A 20,851-nucleotide genomic window follows, 5' to 3' on the forward strand; every position below is an offset into this window, starting at 1 on the left:
CAAATGATACTCCATCATTTAGTATATAGTGGGGAACGTTTCAGGACAAATTCCAACGGAGCTGTGTAGGAGCCATCGGTATTTGTCCAGAAGGCTTTATGACTGTTACTGTAAAGGCTTACATTGTTGTCCATATAGATATGTAGCGTCACGCTGACATCATATTGTTGTTCGCTCTCGGTGCTAGATGAGCCAAAGTCAGTTACCTTGGCCTTGTTCCCATCAGTTTTAACCGTTGCACTACTGCTACCAAAGGTTGAACTTGTCGTATATGCTTTGGTCTGGCTTACTGTACCATCGATGATGTACTCAGCTCCCAAAATATCACCAAGATTTTTCATCGTGAAACCGATCAGTTTTTCGCGGGTTACCCCGGCCTGTAGCAATGCCGCGTTAGTGATCCGTGGATCAAGGATCGTATAGCCAGAGGAGTGCTGTGAAAGCAGGTTGTAGGCATCTTGTTGTGCCTTGATCCCAATTTCCGCTGCGCCTTGCTGATTATCTAGCAGGAAGGAAAAGGGAAGGATGGCTATCCGGTTATGGTGTTCATCAGGACTGGCAATCATCGAGATAGGATCTTTCTGGCGCACCTGCCCGGTAGAAGGCTGTTGGGAAAAATCCTCCACTCTTCCACTGGAATGGATAATTTTCGAAACATCTGACTTTTTGATCACGTATTCGGCGGTTTCACCAGCGTATACAAAAGAGATGTCGCTATCAGTAACACGGATTACTCTTCCCTTTAGCTCTTCACTGTTGGTTTTTTGTATGATATCTGGTTTGGTGTTCTGATTTCCCTGAGAAAATATATCAATTGAAATCATTGTACAAAGGACGAGAAGATAAATTATTTTCATAGTAGGGATGTTTGATAATAACTAAAAGTTTTCTTTTTTTAAGGTATATCTTAGTTTATACAATAATACTTTGCTTGAATCAGTATTGGGTTTAGTGTCGTACAATTTAATGGTGTTGTTGGTGATCACAAAAGCGTACGATTGCTGGTTCTTTTCGTATAGATTAAAGATTACCTGATCAAAATCGTCCATGGGATCGCCAATAAAATCGTTCAATATATAATAGGTTTTAATGCCTGGGAGCCCGGCTACCTCTCCGTCATTCGAGAATTTCACGTGGTTAATCGCTCCTTCAGGACTGGTCATTGTGTAGTTTCCTGAAACGAGGTTTTTATTTATTAAATAATCCATGTCACTACCAGAAGGATCTACCGAGTTTACACCTTTGATATATTGGGTGACTTCACGTTTTTTAGATTCTTTATTGTATTTCGAAAATAACAATACGGTATCCTTACGCGTTATCGAGTAAGTCAGATATCCGCCTGCGAATTGTAAACTTCCCGGCAACTTCCCCTGGTTGAACCTGAGAACAAATTTGTCTGCTTCATGATTATTGATCCCGGCAGGCACAATGAGGCTATCACCCCTGATCTTACTGGTGTCGATATGGATGGTAGTTAAACCTTCAGCCAAATCTATGGCCGCATAAGGCGATTTTGATTTGATCACCCTTTGGATATAATCGCTTTTTATCCAAACCCCGTGTAACAGCCGTTTGAACTCTTCCACAGATGTCCCTGTACTCCCGGGTGTGCCGCTATTGCTCGATGGTGATGAAGTTTCTTTGTTTTTGCTTTTGCAAGAAAAAAGAAGTCCGATTAAAAGAAGGATATTAAGTGTTTGTTTCATGATTACTAAGTCTGAATTTGTTTTTTTATTCTGAACCGGAAACCAGATTATGTCATTCAATATTTTGTGTCAAATTGTTAATCGCTGTAGAATTAGGTTAAATATAAATGTTCTACTACAGCTTTAACAGAAATCGGGATAAACCCGATAATTTTTTAATTAAGTATTTATTTTGATTTAGTCACTCAACGTTAAAGCTAACTATTCTCCGGCCAAGCACGAAGATGATTATACCGCAAGTTCTCTTTTCCCGTCGCCTTGCCATCAGGCTATTCGATTCTTAAACGCTCTTCTTCTAAATCTAATTTAAGTAGGTAATGTCTGGTAAGCTCTTCATCGATCAAGGGGTTATTCCTGTTTTCTTCCCTTAGCCATTCACGCTGTTTTTCCATAGTTGCAAAATATATTTTCTTGCCTTCATCAGAGAGTGTAAATATGGAATCTTCACCTTCCTCTTTCTCCCACCGGTTGATCATGTTTTTGATGTACAGATTTTTATCCTCTTTGTTTTTAAAGTTCTCATTGAGATAGGATAAGGCAACATCTTTCATCCCTTTTTGTAATACTATACTGGCTTCCTTTTCCGATAAATGGTAAGGCGTTTCCACAGGAATGTTTAGCCATTTAATTAATGAGGGAAGTGTTAGTCCCTGAACTATCAAAGTGAGTAGAATCACAACGAATGTGATGAACAGTATAAGGTCACGATGTGGAAATGGTTGACCGTTTTGAATGGTGACAGGGATCGATAATGCCGCTGCCAATGAAACCACACCGCGCATTCCTGTCCACCCGAAGAGTAAAGGAGATTTACGTTCTGGGTTTGGGTCGGCAACTTTGATAAAGTTACGCATGATTAAGGTGGTGATTACCGCTCCGTAGGACGCAATAAACCGGACAAATATCAAAATGATTGTAATTAGTAATCCGTATCCAATTGCCTCTGAAATTCCTATCCCTTCATTTTTCAATCCTTCGGTAATCTCCGGTAAGTCAAGACCGATAATCAGAAATACTATACCGTTAATCAGGAAAGTAAAGCTTTCCCAAACGTTAAAGCCTTTTAAACGTGATTCGGGTGTTTTTAGCCATTCATGCCTCCTGATAGAAAGAAACAAACCACCGCTGACTACTGACAATACACCTGATGAATGAACTTCCTCAGCTGCGATATACATGATATAGGGCGCCGCTAAACTTAAAATGATGTCCATGTTGACATCAGTAGGAAAGGATTTATGCACCTTTAGAAAGATAAAGGCCAGGGTTAAACCGATACCAATCCCACCGATAACCATCCAGCTAAAACTCAGCGCCGCATCCTGCCATATAAACTGCCCGGTGGCTACCGCTACTAATGCAAATCGGAAAATAATCAGAGAGGAGGCATCATTGAAAAGACTTTCACCTTCCAGAACAGTGGAATAGTTCTTGGGTATTTTTACGTATTTGAGGATCGCCCCCGTACTTACAGCATCTGGAGGAGATACAATCCCTCCCAAAACAAATCCGAGGGCTAACGAAAATCCCGGAATGTAAGCATTAGCTACAAAGGCTACAGAGATTGCTGTTAAAAAGACAATTATGAATGCAAAGCTTGTGATGATTCTTCTCAATTTCCAGATCTCCTTCCAGGAAACCTGAAAAGCACCTTCATACAAAAGTGGCGGAAGAAAAATAATAAAAATTAATTCCGGCTCAATCTTAACAGAGGGAATTCCTGGTATGATACTGATTAAAAGTCCGGCAATAACTAAAAGAATGGGGTAGGCAATTTTCATTATTTTTGCAAGCATGATGGCAAAAATAATGACCAGTACGAGCCCCAAATAAAATACAAAACTCTCTGTCATAAAAGTATCTGTTACATTAAAATATTATTTTGAGCTGCCAAAGGTTCTGGTAGGTTTTTATCATCCAGCATATCCTTCAAGTCGATTTCCAGCATGCGGCTGATTTGGGTAATGGGCACATCGTTGGCATTCCCTTCGAAAGGGTTTACCGAACTTTCCCCGATAGTGTCCAAAATGTGAAAAGCCCAGGCTATGAGGGCAGAAAAAGGAATATTAAACCAGATGGTATAGTTCTCCAAAAACGTACCTTTTCCCAAAGACTCATATTCCTTAAGCAAGCCGAATGGCAGAAGTAAAATAAAAATATACATCAAAAACGTCATTACCGTTTCGAAATTTCGGGGATAGGGAAAGTTTTTAATTCGCTCTGCCTTCCCCTGGTTATCAATCAGGCGAGTGATACAGTTTTGGAGATCGGACCATTCAATATGGCTTAAATCTCCGTTTCTTTTAAGTTTTCCCAAATTTTCTGACTGAAGTGCAATTAATTGCGTGGCTTTGTTTTTCTTGGATAAAATGTAGTTAAGTTCTGCGTCATTTAAATATTTCCTGAGCTCCTCCTCCACATTACTTTCCCACTCTGGTATACTAAAATTCCCCTGAGAAAAATTTTGATTACTCCTGTTTTTAGTATTTTCCCATGGACGATATTCCCGAAGTTGAAAACGTAATGCAGTAAGCCAGGCAAAGTGTCTGTAAAACATTGTCTTAACTGTATTGTCTTCCTTGCCCCCCAGAGTATCTCTTAAGGTGAATGCAAAACTGCGGCTGTCATTTATGATCGCGCCGTAAATCTGCCGTGCTTCCCATAACCTGCCGTAACTGGCATTATTCTTAAAACCGACACTAAAGGCTAGAGCGGTGCCCAAAAGCGCCAATGGCTGCCAGGGCAGCGAAAGGAAATGCCAGCCCAGGGCATAAAGCACTGTGGGGACTGTTGCAATGAAAAACATCCATAATGTGTTCCGCAACGTCCATTTAAAAAAAACTAAGGGTGTATATCTTCTTCCTGTAAACATGCTGTTAAATGAATATTGTCAATTGAATACACTGCTTTTGAATTATACTGGTAGTAGAGATTTCACCAGATGATGAGCGTTAATTTGATTACGGATTTGTTGCCCATACAGTGGCATCTGTAATAAATCCTATATCATTCATTGTCAACATTGATATGGCGACGTGCGCAATTTCAGCTGCTTTTAGTTTTTTTTCGTTCTTCTCTGACCCATATCCTGATTTGGCACCAAAATCAGTTACTACTTCGCTGGGGTTTATCTGCATCACTCTTACGTTATGCTTTCGAAGTTCCGCTCTCCAGCACTCGGTCATACCCTTTAATGCAAATTTACTGGCAACATAGGCAGACCCGTTCGCAAATCCATACTGGCTTGCAGTAGAACCTATATTGATTATGTTGCCTTTGTCCTGACGGATAAATATTTTGGCAGCTTGTCTTCCCATCATAAACGCCCCTTTAACGTTGATGTCCCAGACACGCGTGAAATCTTCGGTGGTTGTTGAAATCAGCTCACTAAAACTACCAATTCCTGCATTATTGATTAATACATCCAAACCATCCCATTTTTGCTCGATAAACCTAAAGAGGTTTTCAACATCCTTCTCATTGGAAACATCAGCTGTGAATCCTAAAATATCCAGTTCTTTTGCTGCCTCTACTACTGTCTTTTCAGTTCGGCCACAAATTAACACTTCTGCACCCTGTTGTTTGAATATTTTAGCCATTTCATAGCCCATTCCAGTGGCACCACCCGTTATCAGGATCTTTGCTTGATCGATTCTCATTTCTTATTTTTTTGCTTTAGGTTCGTTGTTTCTTGAACTACTTACTTTATTTTCTTACCTGTATGGAACTTAACCGATTGTTGCTGCTTCATTTCTTTTGTAGCATTGATGCACAGCTTCTATTGCTTGTTCTCGACCATTGAATCGTGTTCTTTTCTCAGATCAGTGGTGGTAATCCCGTATTTTTTTTTAAACGAAGAATAAAAGTGTGAAAGGTTTTCAAAACCCAGATCTAAATAGAAATCAGTAGGCTTTTGTGCTAAATGTTTGATTAAATAATGTGCTTCCTGCATCCGTCTTTCCTGAAGCCATTTTTTTGGGGACATTGAAAATATCCTGGAAAAGTCTCGCTTAAATACAGAAAGACTTCGTCCGGTGAGTTGTGCGAATGCTTCTAAAGACACGTTAAACATATAGTTTTTTTTCATAAAATCCTCCAGATCCATTTTATGTGGTGAGGAGAAATCAAATAATATTTGCTTAAAATCAGAATTGGCCTGCAAAAGCAATTCAATTGCTTCCCGGATTTTCAGATCAGCCAGTCTGGGCGTAGCTTCCTTTTTTTTATTGATGTACGGCTCAAGAGAAATGAAATAACTTTTCAGAAATTCGTCTGGTTCAAAAAATAGTCTTTGGCTCCCCTTATACCTGCCACCAATCTTAATTTTGTTTTCAAATGCATACTGTTGTAAGACTTCCTGATCGAGGTTAATGGAGATGAATTTATATTCGCCGGCGCTTGAGGGATACTTCGTCGTTCGGATCAGGTGGTTTTTTCTAATCAATATAATAGTGTTTTCAGGAATAACAGCTGTACCTCCAGGAAAAACAGCATGTGTTTCGCCAGATAACTGGAAGCCCAGCAAATGTTCACTAAAGAATTCTTCATATCCTCTGTGTTTTTTAAATTGACATGAGACTACCAGTCTATCAAATATTGTTTCCTTCTTACCTTCCATATTGAGCTATAAAAAATTTAGATTGGAAAAATTGCGAAACTTTTCTTCAATCTTTTCCAGAGATCTGCAAAATCAATTAACAGCTGAAATGATAAAGTTAAAAATTTGATTAGAATACGCCTTCATTTATCATGAAGAACAAAAAACCAATCTATAAAACTATCTACCACTGTGGAATTGGTTCAACATTCTGAACACAGATCCCACTATGCGGATACTTTTTCATTTACAGGACATTTCAATAACTTGATAAAAATGAATTCATAAACAAGGTACTAATTGTTAACTGTTATAGACAAAAGTATTTTCTGCATTAATTTTCGTTTACATTCCTGAGACTCTATTCTATTTAGTTGTTGCAAAGTTCAAATAAATAAACATTATTGATATTTGTTAAACGTCCAAGTTGGTGTTTCTGTAACGTCCATATTCAATTAGCAAGTTTTCAATTTATGAGCTAACCAGCTTCGTTAGTCAATTCTTTCTAAAGCTTTTTACTGATAATCAGGTTTGGACGCTAATTGTAATCACATTAAGCTGAAACCGGACCAGTCAAAGGCATGATTGGTTGCCAATCGACCGAGACGCTGTCTTTAATATAATCTTTCATCGTTGGATATTTGGTTCAATTGCCCCTAGGCTGAAGATGATGCTCGGCACTCCGGTTAAATGGAGAAGTAAGGTGCAACTTGATCAATACACTTGCCTGCAGGATTTTCAATTGATGCAGGCAATGAGCGCTAATGTACTTGGTAGAATTGAAGACTGTGTTGCTTATCACTAGAACAAGCATCGTCATTTAGGAAATCTTCGAATCGGAATACCTCAAACGACTCTTTACCTGACTTGTCAACTAAACTTATAAATATGTACTTGTCGTTGAAATACTCGATGTCAAATGATTTAACAAACTGGTTATTGGCCTTTACATTACATTCTATATAATGTTTATTCTTAAAATTCTCGGGTAAAAGGTATGCTTGATGGATAGTAACAAGATGTGAAACACAAAATATATCCCACCCATGAAAATAAAAAGCTAACCAAACTTACTTATGCCCTCGACCCATTCGTTATTCCGATTTAACTTTGCATTATTTATAGTTGATGAATATTGCGTTAACAATTTTTGCTCATTAGTCTTTTTTCATTTATCCAAGCTGAAAGATTAGTTTTATCTATCTCCATCTGAAAGACATTAGTTTAATACTGCAAATGAAATTACTTCGCCATCAACTTCCTTATAGACCCCTTTCAATGGAAACAAAAAACCTGCTATTTCTAGCAGGTTCAGGTTATTCCTTGAAGAAGAATTGTTGAAATTTTTGAATACCTTATTACTTGCAATCCCCTGCAACATTATAATCTGCTTCCGTAAACGTAAAGGTGAATTTATATGTCACATCATTAAGTTTTTCCGGTTTGTAACTTTTGATGTTAACTATACTGTGTCCGCTTTGATTGGTTGAGATAAAACATTTTCCACCAATTTTCACCACTACTTCTGCGGTGTTCCTGTTTATCAGTTTTGAAATAGGCTCGCTGTAGGAATCTGGTGTGGGATTCTTTGGTCCATCTTGTGTCTGCTTCACCAGGAAGCTTTCACCCGGTTGAATACTAAAACTAAAGCTTGGATAATTTAAAACCACCAGGTGACTAGTTTTATTTTCAAAATTAAACTCCCCATATTGTACGTATTCAGTTCTCTTCTTACAACTAAAACTAAATAATAATAAGCTAAAAACCCCAAGCAGTAAAGAGCGCATCAAGGTGTTGTTCTGTGTTGTTTTAATAGTTATTTTTTAAATTGTTTTTCCATTCTGTCCCATTTGATGCCCCAATTAAAGCATTCTGTATTTGTATGATATTATAACCGCTGACATTATCGCTGTTATCCGCAAATCCATTGTTATCAAATCTACCGAAATCGTCAATAAGATCGGTAACAACATTTGTGTATTTAGGCAATACTACTTCACCACCTCGATAATTAGGATATTCCATCCGGGTTAAGATCCACTGAGCGCCCCTGGACCACGATTCTGCCATTTGGTTTGTAGGAAGATCATTATTATTATAATGGCTTTGATCAAGTTTCCAATGAACCGCATGAGCGAGTTCGTGAATCGTTGTTGCGTAAATACCAGCTACGTTTACTCCATTAGGCTGGTAAATGTGTATAAACTGCCCCCAACCAAAGAGCCTTCGGGCAGGAGACGCATTCCCGCCGCTGGTAGGAAACTCAGGGTCTGGACTGAAGATGGCACGCAATTTCATCTGAACGTTCAAAAAACCATTTTCCGGTGGCCTGGTTAATCCCTGTATATCTTTATAATAATAATGAAAAGCCGCACGGAAGATGGTGCTGCAAAATTTGTCATACCCATCAAATTGCACATTCCATGCCGCTTCTACTTTTGGTCCTCCGATTTCCCTTGTCGTCCACAAGTTTTCGTTTTCTATAACCGCAAATTCATACCTTTCAAAATTAAGCCAATAATTGGCAGGGCGGGTAAACCAACCGTTAACCACATAATCTCCATTAGCGTTGGTAAAACCCTGGTAGGTCGTAAACCAACGTCTGGCTCTTATCTTCATGCCTTCTACACCTACGATTTGTCCATGTTCTTCGTCATATACAGTGATCCTGCCGTGTGGCCGCCATTCATCACCATTAACATTAGGGTCATTAGGAGGCCAATTACTGCCACCGCCACCACAATCGTCGGGAACCACTGGTACTTCCTCCTCTTGACCACCACCGCCTCCACCTGGTTAAGTAGGTTCATTCGGCCATTCTCCACACATTGATTCAGCAGCCAAGAGTTGACCGGAAACAGAAAAAGAAGATCCACCGCCTCCATTTACAGTAACGATGTTATCTTCGCTTTCATCAGGAATAAATAAGTCTTCCAGTTTCTGGTACGGAACATCCGGGAAGATATCCCACCGGAACGGAGGCATACTGATAGGTTGGAATCCCTGCAGGAACACTTGGGTCCCGGTAATTTCCCTCGTAAGGTGTCACCTCTGCATCAAGAGGAAAGGGATAGATTATTAAACTTTGATCTGCTTTTAGCCTATCCATATCAGTAGCATCACGGGGCATAAATTTAATGTAGTAGTGTGATGCATTAATTCCATTTTCAGCAATATAATAACCATCTTCAGTAGTCATTGTTTTTTTGATGGTTAATCCCTGTCCTGCTCCTCCGAACATTATTTTTCCCCTGGCATATTTTTGGGCATTATTGTTCATCAATTTTACATCGCCAATTAAAATCCGGGCAAGAGCCCTGCGCATGTTAGTGACGGAATAAGGATTTTTAGGATCTGAAACCTGTTTTTGATTCTTTTCGGTGTCGGGAGAACTCTGCTCCACATTTTGTTTTTTACAACTGGCAATACCAGCCATGATGAAGAACGTTAAGATTAGATGTTTTAATTTCATTAAATTTTTAATTAAGTGATGCCAAATATATCTATACGTTGTAAATTTTATTTAGAGGAGTTTGTCGAATAGGAAAAATTATTTGTATAATATTTATTACAAAGGTGAAGTCTATTAAGGGGTAAGAAGATATCACTACATTAACAATATGTAATATATGCTTATTTATATGTCGTGCCTAAATTTAATTCCCCAAAGGAAATAATAACGACTCTTCTCAAAACAACAGGATTACGTTCGATAGCGGTGAATATAATTCAATCATACTGGCGAGATTTGTTTTTAAAGCATCAGTTATGAACACTTCAGAGAAAAATGTAAGAAGAATTAAACCAGGATCTTTCACTTATTATCGGCAAATCAGAATAAATCTTCGCCGGATCATTACTTCGATTCCTCGACCTAGATCCTTTATTGAGGAACCATATCGGGCAGAGGAAAGCTGAAGTTAAGCCCACAATTTAGAGTTACCTGCAGGAATACTTTAACCACTCGCGTGTTTTGCAAGATGTATTTTTGTATACACAAAAGAATCTTGCGCCCTTGAGGTCGGGCATTTTCCTCGGAACTCGAAAATGCTGAAGACAGTTTAAATGCAAGATTATGTCCAGAAAGAAAACCAAGCAACCAGACCAGCTACTGACTCGTCCTATAATCGTAAGGGTCAATGAAAATACTTTTAGACGGCTGGAGAAAATACAGTTGCAGAGTAACTGCCAGTCAATAGGCGAGGTTGCCAGAAACATTCTGTCTAAAGAAAAAATCCTGATGCTGACCCGGGAGGTGGGTATGAACCTCCCTATGGAAGAGTTGACTTCCATTAGAAAGGAATTGAAAGCAATAGGGGTTAATATCAACCAGCAGACCCGGCATTTTCATACTTCAGAAAACGAGGCCCAGCGGTCATTTTACTTTATGCGTACCAGTGACCTGTATAAAAATGTAGGAGAAAAGGTTGACCGGTTACTGGAATTGGTAACCCAATTGTCTTTGAGATGGTTGCGCGGATATTAACTGGAAGTAGTATCAGGGGATTGATTAATTACAATGAATCAAAGGTCGCTGAGGGTATGGCCACGCTAATTTTAGCCAATCGGTTTGGACTTGATATTGAGCAATTAGAACTCAGGCACAAAGTTGCAAGGTTTGAACACCTGACTAAATTAAACAGCCGGATTAAAACCAATGCTGTACACATCATGCTCAATTTCGATAGATCAGATAATGTTGACGTAGCAGTATTTCAATCCATTGCCACTGCCTATATGGAACGGATTGGCTTTTCGGATCAGCCTTTTTTGGTCTATCAGCATCGGGATGTAAGTCACCCGCATATTCACATTGTATCAACGAACGTAAGGTCTGATGCGACCAGAATGGACCTGCATAATATCGGGAAAACTTTATCTGAAACAGCCAGAAAAGAAATAGAGATAGAATTTGGGTTAATCAAAGCCGAGGGGAGGGGACGTGAGCAAGTTATCCTTCCGGTAAATATCAGTGCTGCTGATTATGGAACCAAGCCCACAAAGCGTTCGATTTATAATGTGGTTACTGCAGTATTGAGAGATTATAAGTTTTCCTCTCTGGCAGAATATAACGCTGTGCTCCGGGATTTTAATATCGTTGCGGACCGTGGCGTGGAAGGTTCGGTTATGTTCGAAAAAAGGGGATTGGTTTATTCTATTTTGGACGCTGGGGGAAACCGGATCGGAATTCCCTTTAAAGCCAGCGCTTTTGCGGGTAAACCGACTTTAGCTAAGGTGGAAGCTAAGTTTGCCCTTAACACTGAGCGGCGCAAACTAAATGCCGACCCATTAAAGCAAATTATTAATAGGGTTTTACAAACGGGAGGGAATCTGAATAGAATGAGGTTGATGGAAGGGTTGCGTAAAGAAGGGGTATCGCTCCATTTCAGAGAAAATAATGAGGGTAGGATTTATGGCGTTACCTATGTAGACCACGATACCCGCACCGTTTTTAATGGAAGTGACCTAGGTAAGCAGTACAGTGCCAAAGCTGTTTTAGAAAGATTAGCAGATGGTAATATTGTTCCTGCAAAAGTGTCGATGCTTCCAGAAACAGTCAGCAGAAATTTAGGATTTGTTTCCGATCATCATCACGATCGAAGTTCAACAAGCCCTCATCTGTTACACTTTTTAATGGAAAAGCCAGCTTACGAGCCTCCTATTGCTTTGCCCGTTCGCAGGAGAAAAAAGAAAAAGAAAAAAGGGCTGCAAAGAAACATTCCTTAATTAGACAGATAAGCTTATGAATACAGGTGAAGATACCCAGGGACTTAGAAAAATACTCGATCTCAGCAGATTGATTAGTGCCGCTATATTGCTCTTGCACTTTTATATCAGGTTTTTTCAGCTTTTTTACGCCCTTGGCCTGCAGTCAACGATAACAACAAAAATCATTGGCCACTTAGCAAAGTTGTCCCTATTTGAGGGCTGGTGGTGGGCTAAAGTAATTTCCCTTATTTTTTTGTGCATTTCTTTACTGGGGGTAAATGGAAGGAAGGAGGAACGCATCAATATGAAACAGGTCTGGATCTATCTGGGGATTGGGCTTTGCCTGTATTTTGGGGCTTTATTTCTTTTGTTCTTAGGGGAATCTGTTATTGCGATAGCGGTCAGTTACATGGTCGTTACTGGTACTGGTTTTCTATTTATTTTGGCAGCGGGAACACGGATTTCCCGGGTCATAAAAGAGCACTTATCTAAAGATATTTTTAATTCCGAGAACGAAACTTTTCCCCAGGAAGAACGGCTATTGGAAAATGAGTTTTCGGTAAATCTTCCTGCTGTGTATAGTTATAAAGGGGAGAGGCGCAACAGCTGGATCAATCTGATCAATCTTTTTAGGGGACTTTTGGTAGCGGGGACACCCGGGGCGGGAAAATCCTATTTTGTCATCCGTCATCTGATTGATCAGTTAATGGGGAAGGGCTTCAGCATGTTCATCTATGATTTCAAGTATGACGATCTTTCGGTGATTGCCTACAATTGCCTTTTGAAATACATTAACAGGTATGAAATTAAACCTAAGTTTTATGTAATCAATTTTGATGACCTCAATCGTACTCACCGTTGTAACCCGCTAGATCCTGCCGCGATGACGGATATTACCGATGCTACTGAAGCCAGCCGAACCATCATGCTTGGATTGAACAGGGACTGGATAAAAAAACAGGGTGATTTTTTTGTGGAAAGTCCAATTAATTTCCTGACCGCGATCATCTGGTACCTGAAGAAGTATAAGGATGGAAAGTATTGCACATTGCCGCATGTGATTGAGCTGATGCAGGCCGACTATGATCAGCTCTTTGAGGTCCTTCAGCAGGAAGAAGAGATTAAGGTGCTCATCAACCCTTTCTTAAGCGCTTACCGTAATGAAGCCATGGCGCAGCTGGAAGGACAGATTGCCTCGGCCAAAATAGGACTCGCCAGGCTCGCTTCTCCGCAATTATATTATGTGCTAAGTGGGAATGATTTTACCCTGGATGTCAATAATCCTTTGGAGCCTAAAATTGTTTGCGTAGGTAATAACCCGCAGAAATTGCAGGTTTATGGTGCGGTGCTTTCCCTGTATATTTCCAGGATGATCAAATTGGTTAACCAAAAAGGAAAACTAAAAAGTGCACTGATATTTGATGAGTTTCCGACGATATTTTTTAACAACATCGACAGTTTAATTGCTACCGCGAGAAGCAATAAGGTAGCTACAGCGCTGGCTGTTCAGGATTTTAGCCAGCTCAAAAAGGATTATGGGGCTGAACAGGCTGAAGTGATTACCGGCATTGTGGGCAATATTATTTCCGGTCAGGTGACAGGCAGTACAGCAAAGTCCTTAAGCGAAACATTTGGCAAAATTATGCAGGACAGGCAATCGAAAAGTATCAACAGTAGCGATATCTCTATTTCTCAGAGCAGCCAGCTGGATTATGCCATTCCTGCCTCTAAGATATCAACCCTTTCTTCAGGGGAATTTGTCGGGGTGGTAGCCGATAATCCACAGGAAAAAATATCGTTGAAGATGTTTCATTGCGAGATTCAGAACGATCATGAGTTTATGGCAAGGGAGGAGCGAAATTTCAGACCAATTCCTGTGGTTAAACAGGTAAGTCAGCAAGAAATCTGGGGAAATTATGAGGCCATTAAGTCCCAGATAGCAGAGCTACTCGCAGCAGAAACGCAGAATACTGCTGTACATAAAACCGAAACTAAAAAAAAGAAAAAAAACATAAAACCTGATAAGCCTGGAGGTGTAGGACGGAATAAAACGGTTCGGTCATCACCAGGCGCCGTTTCACTTTAGCGATTAGATCTAGAGAAGATTCTTATGATCGGCGGACAGGGAGAATAATGGCGAGATATACTTATTCAATCGCATATGAATGTTAAAATACACGGGCTAAAATCTGTATATCTCGAGAAAAACGGAAAACACGTTGTTTTCACTCCAATAACGAAAGGCATGTTTTTGGGGATAATATTTTTCTAGTCTTTCTCTAATATTTTTAATTCCTGACCCGGAAGAATGGTCTAATGGGATTGGAGAAACTGCATTCTCCGAGCGAAATGATATTCGATCTTCAGTCACCTTTATCTCAATCAGAGAAGTTTGAGCGGGATCAAGCACCTCACCGTGCTTGAATACATTTTCTACTAATGTCAGTAAAAGTAGTGGGATCACCGGTGCCTCTTTATCCTTGATATCGAGGTCGAGCGTTGTGTTCAATCTGGATTCGAACCGGAGCTGATTGAGTTTGAGGATTTTTTTGATTTGCTCGGTCTCCATACAAATCGGGACATAGTCGCGCTTTCCGGAATCAAGTGCGTAAGATATGATGTCTGACAGCTCCTGAACAGCTTCCACGGCCTGTGCGGGGTTTTTCTTTACTGCATATTTTACGAAACTAAAGGTATTAAAAAGGATATGCGGATTTAACTGTGCCCGCAGGTAGGCTTTTTCCGCCGCGACCAGTTGCGCCTGCACTTCTGCATGTTCAATCGCCTTTTTTGCTTTAGCATTCTGTTCCTGCAGGTATGCCCTGAAATAGGAGTAGCCCGTTCCGTAAGCTATGAACCAACCACCGCGTATAAAAACGTCTGCAAAATAGATTTGATTAAGATGCCTGGCGACGTTACCGCTCGGACTGAGTATATAGGTAAAGAAGATCGAACACAGGAGGTATACTGCTAGCTCCAAAAACAACGAAAGACTAAAAATCCAGATATTCCTTTTGGGCCCGTGTATCCACCGCATCGTAACGAGTGCATGAAAATAAAACAGGCAACAGTTCAAAGTATAAAATAGCAGGTAGAACAGAAAGGAGCTAAACCGCTGGTTATGGATGGCTACCACGATTACTTCAAAGAAAATTAGCGTCACCCAGCAGAGCAGATGTATCAGGACCTTTTTGATATTCAGTTTCTCCATGATCTATAATATTATCCTAAGCATTTATAATAAAAGTGTGTGCCCATGGCAACCAGGGTAACATTGGCCATCAAAATGATTAAGCCATGAAAAATTCAAAGTTCCCGGGCCTGAAAAAAAAGACCCTTTTCATCTACAAGTCCCATGTTCGGCGCACAGTATCTTCAACAGGTGATCCAACAACTTCACTTACCGGTACCTCGACTGTTACCGATCCCACTACCGGGCGGATGAGGTTGTAATGACCATTTACCCAAGCTGCTGAGAGAGCATGCTGTAAAATTTCTGCTGGTAGGGAAGCCCCACCGGGAAATGGTCCCTGTTATCCAGGTACAGCATGTGGCCATCAATGCTATCAAAGTGCAATAGGGATATCACTATTCGCTTTGAGATTCGCACAAAGATGTTTTTGGCGCTGAATTCCTCCTCAATGTCTTTCAATAATTTATAGGTCATCTTGTTTCCTTGCGGGGTATGGATGATCACATAATTCGCCATGCCTTCGAAATACAGGATGTCCCTGGTCATCACTTTGAAAAAATGGTGCTTCGCTTCTCCCTTAAAGACAAGATAGTCCTCTTTTTGCAGTTTTCTGCTTTCTTCATCCAGAGCGGTCATGATCTGGTTGACCATATCCAAAACCTCCGTATATTTTACAGGCTTAAGGATATATCCGGTAACTTTCACCCTGATGGCCTCGAGGGCAAAATCTCTATAGGCAGTCACGTAAACCAGGTGCTTACAATAAGCGCGGAAATGTTTTCCAGCCTCAATACCATTAATCATTGGCATTTGGATATCAGAAAATATCACATCCACTGGTTTTGCAATCTGCAGAAATCCCAAGGCATCCCTCGCATTAGAAAATGAACCCATCACATCGACCATGGGGATCATTTGCAAAATTTCCCCGAGTTCTGAAAGTGCATGTGGCTCATCATCTATCAGAATGCAGGTGATTTTGCGATTCGTTAGTTTTTCGATTTTCATAGGTGGCTGGCAAATTAAACAAAATCGGAATAAATTTCAAATTAATCATACGTTGATGTATGTCATGTATAAAATTTTGTATAGCTTGTATAAAAAATGAAGCAAGCAAATTGGAGAAGAATACATTGGAACCGGAAATAATCATTAACCGGTCATTTCAGCCATCGTTCTTTAAATGGACCAATTGTCCTCGGATACAGGCAGGGGAGCTTTTGCTCCTTTGTCTTTTTTAATCCCATTTAAACAATGTTTTTGCTTTCGATGCCGGTTCGCATTTCTATAGGCTCGCTTTCTCCTTGGATCTTAAAGACTACTATTGAAAAGCCAATGACCGATGGCTGAGCTGTGCCACAACACTCTCTGTTATGCAACCAATCAGTGATGGATCTTTTGAAAGACTCATAACCGTTCTGGAAGGCTTTATGCCTTTGAGCGTTCAGCTCAAGATTGAACTGAAAGATGCCCTTGGGGAGGTGTCGATCCCAGCAAATAAGCTACTGCTTAATGTCGGGCAGGTTCAACATGTCGTCTGGTTTCTGCTGTCGGGGCTTGCCAGGGAATTCAGGGAAGACCCTATAACCCTGGAAGAAAAGACAAGTTGGTTCTGGACGGCCGATGGCTTTCTTTTCGATGATTCGGCTTTCTTTGCACAGGAACCATCTTATCGAGGGATCCAACTATTGGATAAAAGCCAGGTTGTCTGCCTGTCGTACACGGATTTCAAATTACTCCAACAGGGGTTCCTTGAAGTCCAACTGCTAAGCGAAAAGGTACGGGGCTACTATTCCAGGCTCCGCAAAAGGCACGGTGAGGAGTCACATGCGCTGAACGCAATGCAGCGGTACCTGAGCGAACAAACTTTGCTCGATCAGCTCTGGGGCAGGGTCAAGCTGCGCCATGTGTCCGAGTTTATGGGGATGGCACCTGATACCCTCGGACGGTTAAGGAAACAGCTGATCAAACGCTAGGGCTTAGGGGGGTATCGGATGTTTTTACGACGAATGTCTGATAAATTAGCGATGGCTGTCGGGGGTTTGTGCCTGACGTTTGCCGAATTTAGATCTGACCAATTTAACCAGGTATGAAGATTTTTTCACAGGCTACACCCCCTTTTAGTTTCCTGCCATCAGTAATGCTGGTCATGTTATGGACATATGCCGGTCTTTCCAAGCTTGTTGGCCTGGAGCGTTTCACCCAGCAGCTTGAGCTTATGCCTGTTGGGCTTTTGCAACGTGCTGCACCTTTATTGGCCTGGGGGCTTCCCATGTTTGAGCTGTTACTGGCAGTGTTGCTGCTACTGCCCAAGTCACGCCGGATAGCCCTCATAGTTTCGGGCATTCTGCTAATAGTATTTGAGATTTATATCACCGGTATGCTACTTTCCGGGCGCGAGTTGCCCTGTACCTGTGGTGGTCTCATCTCCCAGCTGAGATGGAAAGAGCATCTGATCTTTAACGCTGTTTTCATACTGCTGTCCTTTATTCCATTTTTGCTGCCATATCTAGTGTCTTTCAATAAGCATATTCACCGCGGAGTATATAAATAACCAATTTCTTAAACTTTAATCTTTACCAAGATGAAAACAAATCTAAAAAAAGGCGTATTCGCCTTTGCCTTATTGGCCAGCGTAAGTGGGGTGTTTGCCTCGAACATCAAAACTATGGTGACAGGTAAAAAACTGGCTGCCTATACCTGGACAAAGTATGATGAAAGCGGCAATCCAACCGGCACAAATATCCCGGGAGATGAAAATTCTTTCAGCGAGTGCCCTACGACTCCTACCCAGGATCTCTGTGCACACGGCGAGCTCGTATCGGATCCAAGTGTGACCATTGATCGTTATTATCAGTAAAAATTAAGGCTGTCCGGACAGCCCGGGCAGCCTTAATTTCATTATTCGTACCTATTACATTATGGTTCTGCGTTGATATTTCATCCCGGGTCGTGAAGGATAAGCTTAGGGTATTTTCGGCTTCGCTCATTGAAGCGAAAACCCATCTCCTGCAAAAGTTTGTAGTACATAGCTGCAGAGATATTCGGTCGTGAATCAGTGAGTTCATTAGAGAAATCCAATACCAGATCAAAGCGATAGTTGTCCTTTGCTGCAATTTCCACCACGAAAGGATAGGGAACTTGTTTATGGCCGTACCCTCTCCAGATGTAATCCAGGATATCACTGATTTTGGAATTTATAACTTCCACCCGGTTGCCGGAGACTTTTCGGATGCTCCCCACAGTGTCGCTTGTTAGGCTTCTGCGTGTATGCTTTCTAGGCTTGCCGCTTACAACCATACAACGGGTATCCCGCAGCTGTATTTCTGCCTTGATACCAAACTGAAGCTCGAGATCATCAAATATACGTTTGCGGATCTGCTCTAATCTGACTGGCTTGAAAAGATCAAGATTATAATTATAGGTGTGATGCTGTTTATACGCTTCCAGACTGGTAAATTTCGAATATTGGTAGAGGTGGGGAAAGCCCTGAGGATTGAACAATCTTAGTGAATCTGTGGTGGATACCTCGATTAGCTGCATGCGTGGTCCGGAAACAAATCCGCTATATGCTTTCCAGTATATATAGATCAATGGGCTATTATAAGCCGAAAACCTTCGATAGCCTATTTTGGCATTTCCTGCAGCAAGGGTCGTTCCCTCTTCGATTCCAGGAATGTAGGGCGAAATGATGGAGCGGGTTAGAAAGTTCTTGTCGCCCTGATGAAAAACTTCTTCTGGGGCAAAATCAAAGTTGTCAGACTTTGTTTTCATTTCCGTTGTTCCATTTTTGCCAAAACTAAGAATGTTGTCCTCGTTCACTTCCTCTGTACCAGTGATCGCACGAACTGTGCCGCTACGGTCTATCCAGATGTTATGTGGGGCAGAGCGATGAGGGAACATTTTGCGCAGGACCGTATCTCCGGTAACCAGGAATAAGTTCGCTTTTTTGAGATCACTGTTGGTTTGCCAATTCAGAAAATTCCGGATTTCCTGCTCGCTCTGGTAGGTGACCATAACAGTACGGAATTTTTCTGGGTGTTTTTTGCCGAGAGAATCTAATAATCTCATTTCTTTTAGACAAGGAATGCAGGAGGTGAACCAGAAGTCGATTAACAGAAGATCCCTATCCAGCAGTTGGCTGAGCTTGATCTCTTGATGATTTTTACCCATAATGCCACGGAGCATGATGTCCGGGATCCGGTCTCCGATTTTAAGGGGCTGCTGCGCCCATGAGTGGAAAACGCCGCAAAACACAAGACACACGGTTGCTAGCAAATTTTTAATATCCTTCATTTTGTATCAGATTGGTGTTGTAAATTGTTTCGTTTAATGGAATAGGGAAAGCTCTTGCAGTACTGCGCCAGCCCGGCTTAATTAAAGCCATTACTGTATTAATAATACCCCACCTTTTCAGGTCGAAAAAACGGTGTCCCCATTCACCAAGCAATTCTGTCCTTCTTTCTCTCGCCACTGCTGCCAGCGTCTCCTGAGTGGAAAGGGTAGACGGGAGCGGGCTGAGGCTTGCCCTTGCCCTGATGATATTAAGGTCTGCTATCGCTTCAAGCCCTTTATTCAAGTGGGCACGGGCTTCAGCACGAATCAAGAATTGCTCGGAGATCCTCAATGCGGTCGAATACTCCGGTCTTGTTGATCCTGTAGCACGATTGCGGTATTTCGCGGGATAATTATAAGCTAATGAGGCATTGATGTTCGTGCCTATCCATTTACTCTTTCTCCCGTCGTTGTTTTCAAAGCTGGCGAGCGTTTCCGGCCTGACTACATAGGGGGGAACTACAGAAACTGAAGAGGGTAGCACTGCAGTGGCGTCTGAGATAAACCCATTCTGATTCCAAAATTGTAAAACTGCTTCTATGCTGCCGGCAAGAAATACATCCTCGGGTTTGGGGAGCGGAAGATAGTTGCCCGAGGAGATTATTTGGTCGGATTCAGTTTCTGCACCGATCCAGTCTTCCTTAAGAAGAAAGGCACGCGATAACAAAGCTACAGCTGCCCATTTGTTTGCTCTTACCTTTCCGTTGCCAATATATGTCACTGGAAGTATAGCCTTGGCAAGAGAAAGGTCTGAGATCACTTGTTCTATAACTTCGTCCCGGTTTGCCTGTCCAGCAGTTCTGTTAATCTCTACTTCGGTAGTCAATATCAGGGGAACATGGTCATAGAGCTGTACGAGATACAAATAAGCAAAAGCTCTCAAGAATCTGGCTTCTGCGGAAATTTGTTCCGCGGCACCTTTTGATACGCCAATTGGTGATTCCATGGCGGCAATCAGGGCATTACTCTGGTAAATCGCAGAATAAAGCGCCGCCCAGAGGGCAGCGTTGTCAGGATTATTGGTCGAGAGCACACTCTGATTGAACTGCAATAGCGAGGTTCCAGTTCCCGGAGCTGTATGGATACAGTCATCGCAGTAAAGGCTTAAGAATTTACTCCCATTGTGGATATTGGTTGCAAACAGTGAATAAACTGAAAGCAGCGCAGCGGTCGAGAGCGTGCTGTCGGAGAATACCGCTTTAGCGTCTATCTGATTTTTTGAATCAGGGATCTCTACCGCTTTTTTACAGGAACTCATCCATGTCAAAAGCAGTATTAAAAATACTGTTAAATAGTTGATTTTCATAT

General features: G+C 41.3%; 19 protein-coding genes. 6 read left to right on the plus strand and 13 right to left on the minus strand.

What is annotated here, in order from left to right; translation table 11 throughout:
* Positions 1-14: 14 nt before the first annotated feature.
* From ACQY77_RS19680 to ACQY77_RS19720, 9 genes are all read right to left on the minus strand, one after another.
* On the minus strand, positions 15-857 hold the full coding sequence (locus ACQY77_RS19680) for a hypothetical protein (RefSeq protein ID WP_421940618.1): 843 nt from the start codon (positions 855-857) through the stop codon (positions 15-17).
* A 21-nt stretch (positions 858-878) separates the two neighbouring features.
* Positions 879-1,709, minus strand: a complete 831-nt coding sequence (locus tag ACQY77_RS19685) for a hypothetical protein (protein WP_421940617.1) — start codon at positions 1,707-1,709, stop codon at positions 879-881.
* A gap of 269 nt (positions 1,710-1,978) precedes the next feature.
* Entirely contained in the window at positions 1,979-3,562 is a 1,584-nt protein-coding gene (locus ACQY77_RS19690; RefSeq protein ID WP_421940616.1) for a Na+/H+ antiporter, read from the minus strand.
* An 11-nt stretch (positions 3,563-3,573) separates the two neighbouring features.
* Positions 3,574-4,581 (minus strand): bestrophin family protein, encoded by a 1,008-nt coding sequence (locus ACQY77_RS19695; RefSeq protein ID WP_421940615.1) that lies wholly within the window; start codon positions 4,579-4,581, stop codon positions 3,574-3,576.
* A gap of 88 nt (positions 4,582-4,669) precedes the next feature.
* Entirely contained in the window at positions 4,670-5,368 is a 699-nt protein-coding gene (locus ACQY77_RS19700) for an SDR family oxidoreductase (protein ID WP_421940614.1), read from the minus strand.
* Between the two features lie 119 nt (positions 5,369-5,487).
* On the minus strand, positions 5,488-6,327 hold the full coding sequence (locus tag ACQY77_RS19705; protein WP_421940613.1) for a helix-turn-helix domain-containing protein: 840 nt from the start codon (positions 6,325-6,327) through the stop codon (positions 5,488-5,490).
* A 1,337-nt stretch (positions 6,328-7,664) separates the two neighbouring features.
* Positions 7,665-8,093, minus strand: coding sequence for a hypothetical protein (locus ACQY77_RS19710; protein ID WP_421940612.1), 429 nt, complete (start codon positions 8,091-8,093; stop codon positions 7,665-7,667).
* A 22-nt stretch (positions 8,094-8,115) separates the two neighbouring features.
* On the minus strand, positions 8,116-9,063 hold the full coding sequence (locus ACQY77_RS19715) for a hypothetical protein (RefSeq protein WP_421940611.1): 948 nt from the start codon (positions 9,061-9,063) through the stop codon (positions 8,116-8,118).
* Between the two features lie 157 nt (positions 9,064-9,220).
* Positions 9,221-9,778 (minus strand): hypothetical protein, encoded by a 558-nt coding sequence (locus tag ACQY77_RS19720; RefSeq protein WP_421940610.1) that lies wholly within the window; start codon positions 9,776-9,778, stop codon positions 9,221-9,223.
* A 603-nt stretch (positions 9,779-10,381) separates the two neighbouring features.
* Between ACQY77_RS19720 and ACQY77_RS19725 the strand changes: the two genes are divergently transcribed.
* Genes ACQY77_RS19725 through mobC form a run of 3 tightly spaced genes read left to right on the plus strand, consistent with a single transcriptional unit; the run spans position 10,382 to position 14,101 of the window.
* Positions 10,382-10,792, plus strand: coding sequence for a mobilization protein (locus tag ACQY77_RS19725; protein WP_421940609.1), 411 nt, complete (start codon positions 10,382-10,384; stop codon positions 10,790-10,792).
* On the plus strand, positions 10,774-12,033 hold the full coding sequence (locus tag ACQY77_RS19730; RefSeq protein WP_421940608.1) for a relaxase/mobilization nuclease domain-containing protein: 1,260 nt from the start codon (positions 10,774-10,776) through the stop codon (positions 12,031-12,033). Before ACQY77_RS19725 ends, ACQY77_RS19730 begins: the two co-directional genes overlap by 19 nt.
* Before the next feature lie 16 nt (positions 12,034-12,049).
* On the plus strand, positions 12,050-14,101 hold the full coding sequence (gene mobC / locus ACQY77_RS19735; protein ID WP_421940607.1) for a conjugal transfer protein MobC: 2,052 nt from the start codon (positions 12,050-12,052) through the stop codon (positions 14,099-14,101).
* A gap of 96 nt (positions 14,102-14,197) precedes the next feature.
* Here the strand turns inward: mobC and ACQY77_RS19740 are convergent, their stop codons facing one another.
* Positions 14,198-15,226: a sensor histidine kinase gene (locus ACQY77_RS19740; protein ID WP_421940606.1), complete on the minus strand. Its 1,029-nt coding sequence runs from the start codon at positions 15,224-15,226 to the stop codon at positions 14,198-14,200.
* A gap of 249 nt (positions 15,227-15,475) precedes the next feature.
* Positions 15,476-16,216, minus strand: a complete 741-nt coding sequence (locus tag ACQY77_RS19745) for a LytR/AlgR family response regulator transcription factor (protein WP_421940605.1) — start codon at positions 16,214-16,216, stop codon at positions 15,476-15,478.
* 365 nt (positions 16,217-16,581) lie between these two features.
* On the opposite strand from ACQY77_RS19745, the gene ACQY77_RS19750 reads away from it, so the two are divergent.
* The 3 genes from ACQY77_RS19750 to ACQY77_RS19760 all read left to right on the plus strand — a co-directional run bounded on the left by ACQY77_RS19750 (position 16,582) and on the right by ACQY77_RS19760 (position 18,068).
* Complete coding sequence (locus tag ACQY77_RS19750) at positions 16,582-17,184, plus strand: Crp/Fnr family transcriptional regulator (protein ID WP_421940604.1); 603 nt, start codon at positions 16,582-16,584, stop codon at positions 17,182-17,184.
* A 113-nt stretch (positions 17,185-17,297) separates the two neighbouring features.
* Entirely contained in the window at positions 17,298-17,762 is a 465-nt protein-coding gene (locus ACQY77_RS19755) for a MauE/DoxX family redox-associated membrane protein (protein ID WP_421940603.1), read from the plus strand.
* Positions 17,763-17,792: 30 nt separating this feature from the next.
* Positions 17,793-18,068 (plus strand): hypothetical protein, encoded by a 276-nt coding sequence (locus ACQY77_RS19760; protein ID WP_421940602.1) that lies wholly within the window; start codon positions 17,793-17,795, stop codon positions 18,066-18,068.
* Positions 18,069-18,148: 80 nt separating this feature from the next.
* Here ACQY77_RS19760 and ACQY77_RS19765 read toward each other — a convergent pair whose 3' ends face one another.
* Both ACQY77_RS19765 and ACQY77_RS19770 read right to left on the minus strand, forming a co-directional pair.
* On the minus strand, positions 18,149-19,504 hold the full coding sequence (locus ACQY77_RS19765; RefSeq protein ID WP_421940601.1) for a TlpA family protein disulfide reductase: 1,356 nt from the start codon (positions 19,502-19,504) through the stop codon (positions 18,149-18,151).
* Entirely contained in the window at positions 19,491-20,849 is a 1,359-nt protein-coding gene (locus ACQY77_RS19770) for a RagB/SusD family nutrient uptake outer membrane protein (protein WP_421940600.1), read from the minus strand. The genes ACQY77_RS19765 and ACQY77_RS19770 overlap by 14 nt, the downstream gene beginning before the upstream one ends.
* Positions 20,850-20,851: the final 2 nt, after the last annotated feature.

The sequence above is a fragment of the Pedobacter sp. genome, assembly GCF_965279535.1.
Taxonomy (GTDB): domain Bacteria; phylum Bacteroidota; class Bacteroidia; order Sphingobacteriales; family Sphingobacteriaceae; genus Pedobacter.

Coding starts and splice junctions, on each gene's coding strand:
- ACQY77_RS19680 (WP_421940618.1), bottom strand. CDS start 857: ATGAAAATAATTTATCTTCTCGTCCTTTGTACAATGATTTCAATTGAT.
- ACQY77_RS19685 (WP_421940617.1), bottom strand. CDS start 1,709: ATGAAACAAACACTTAATATCCTTCTTTTAATCGGACTTCTTTTTTCT.
- ACQY77_RS19690 (WP_421940616.1), bottom strand. CDS start 3,562: ATGACAGAGAGTTTTGTATTTTATTTGGGGCTCGTACTGGTCATTATT.
- ACQY77_RS19695 (WP_421940615.1), bottom strand. CDS start 4,581: ATGTTTACAGGAAGAAGATATACACCCTTAGTTTTTTTTAAATGGACG.
- ACQY77_RS19700 (WP_421940614.1), bottom strand. CDS start 5,368: ATGAGAATCGATCAAGCAAAGATCCTGATAACGGGTGGTGCCACTGGA.
- ACQY77_RS19705 (WP_421940613.1), bottom strand. CDS start 6,327: ATGGAAGGTAAGAAGGAAACAATATTTGATAGACTGGTAGTCTCATGT.
- ACQY77_RS19710 (WP_421940612.1), bottom strand. CDS start 8,093: ATGCGCTCTTTACTGCTTGGGGTTTTTAGCTTATTATTATTTAGTTTT.
- ACQY77_RS19720 (WP_421940610.1), bottom strand. CDS start 9,778: ATGAAATTAAAACATCTAATCTTAACGTTCTTCATCATGGCTGGTATT.
- ACQY77_RS19725 (WP_421940609.1), top strand. CDS start 10,382: ATGTCCAGAAAGAAAACCAAGCAACCAGACCAGCTACTGACTCGTCCT.
- ACQY77_RS19730 (WP_421940608.1), top strand. CDS start 10,774: ATGGTTGCGCGGATATTAACTGGAAGTAGTATCAGGGGATTGATTAAT.
- mobC (WP_421940607.1), top strand. CDS start 12,050: ATGAATACAGGTGAAGATACCCAGGGACTTAGAAAAATACTCGATCTC.
- ACQY77_RS19740 (WP_421940606.1), bottom strand. CDS start 15,226: ATGGAGAAACTGAATATCAAAAAGGTCCTGATACATCTGCTCTGCTGG.
- ACQY77_RS19745 (WP_421940605.1), bottom strand. CDS start 16,216: ATGAAAATCGAAAAACTAACGAATCGCAAAATCACCTGCATTCTGATA.
- ACQY77_RS19750 (WP_421940604.1), top strand. CDS start 16,582: ATGCAACCAATCAGTGATGGATCTTTTGAAAGACTCATAACCGTTCTG.
- ACQY77_RS19755 (WP_421940603.1), top strand. CDS start 17,298: ATGAAGATTTTTTCACAGGCTACACCCCCTTTTAGTTTCCTGCCATCA.
- ACQY77_RS19760 (WP_421940602.1), top strand. CDS start 17,793: ATGAAAACAAATCTAAAAAAAGGCGTATTCGCCTTTGCCTTATTGGCC.
- ACQY77_RS19765 (WP_421940601.1), bottom strand. CDS start 19,504: ATGAAGGATATTAAAAATTTGCTAGCAACCGTGTGTCTTGTGTTTTGC.
- ACQY77_RS19770 (WP_421940600.1), bottom strand. CDS start 20,849: ATGAAAATCAACTATTTAACAGTATTTTTAATACTGCTTTTGACATGG.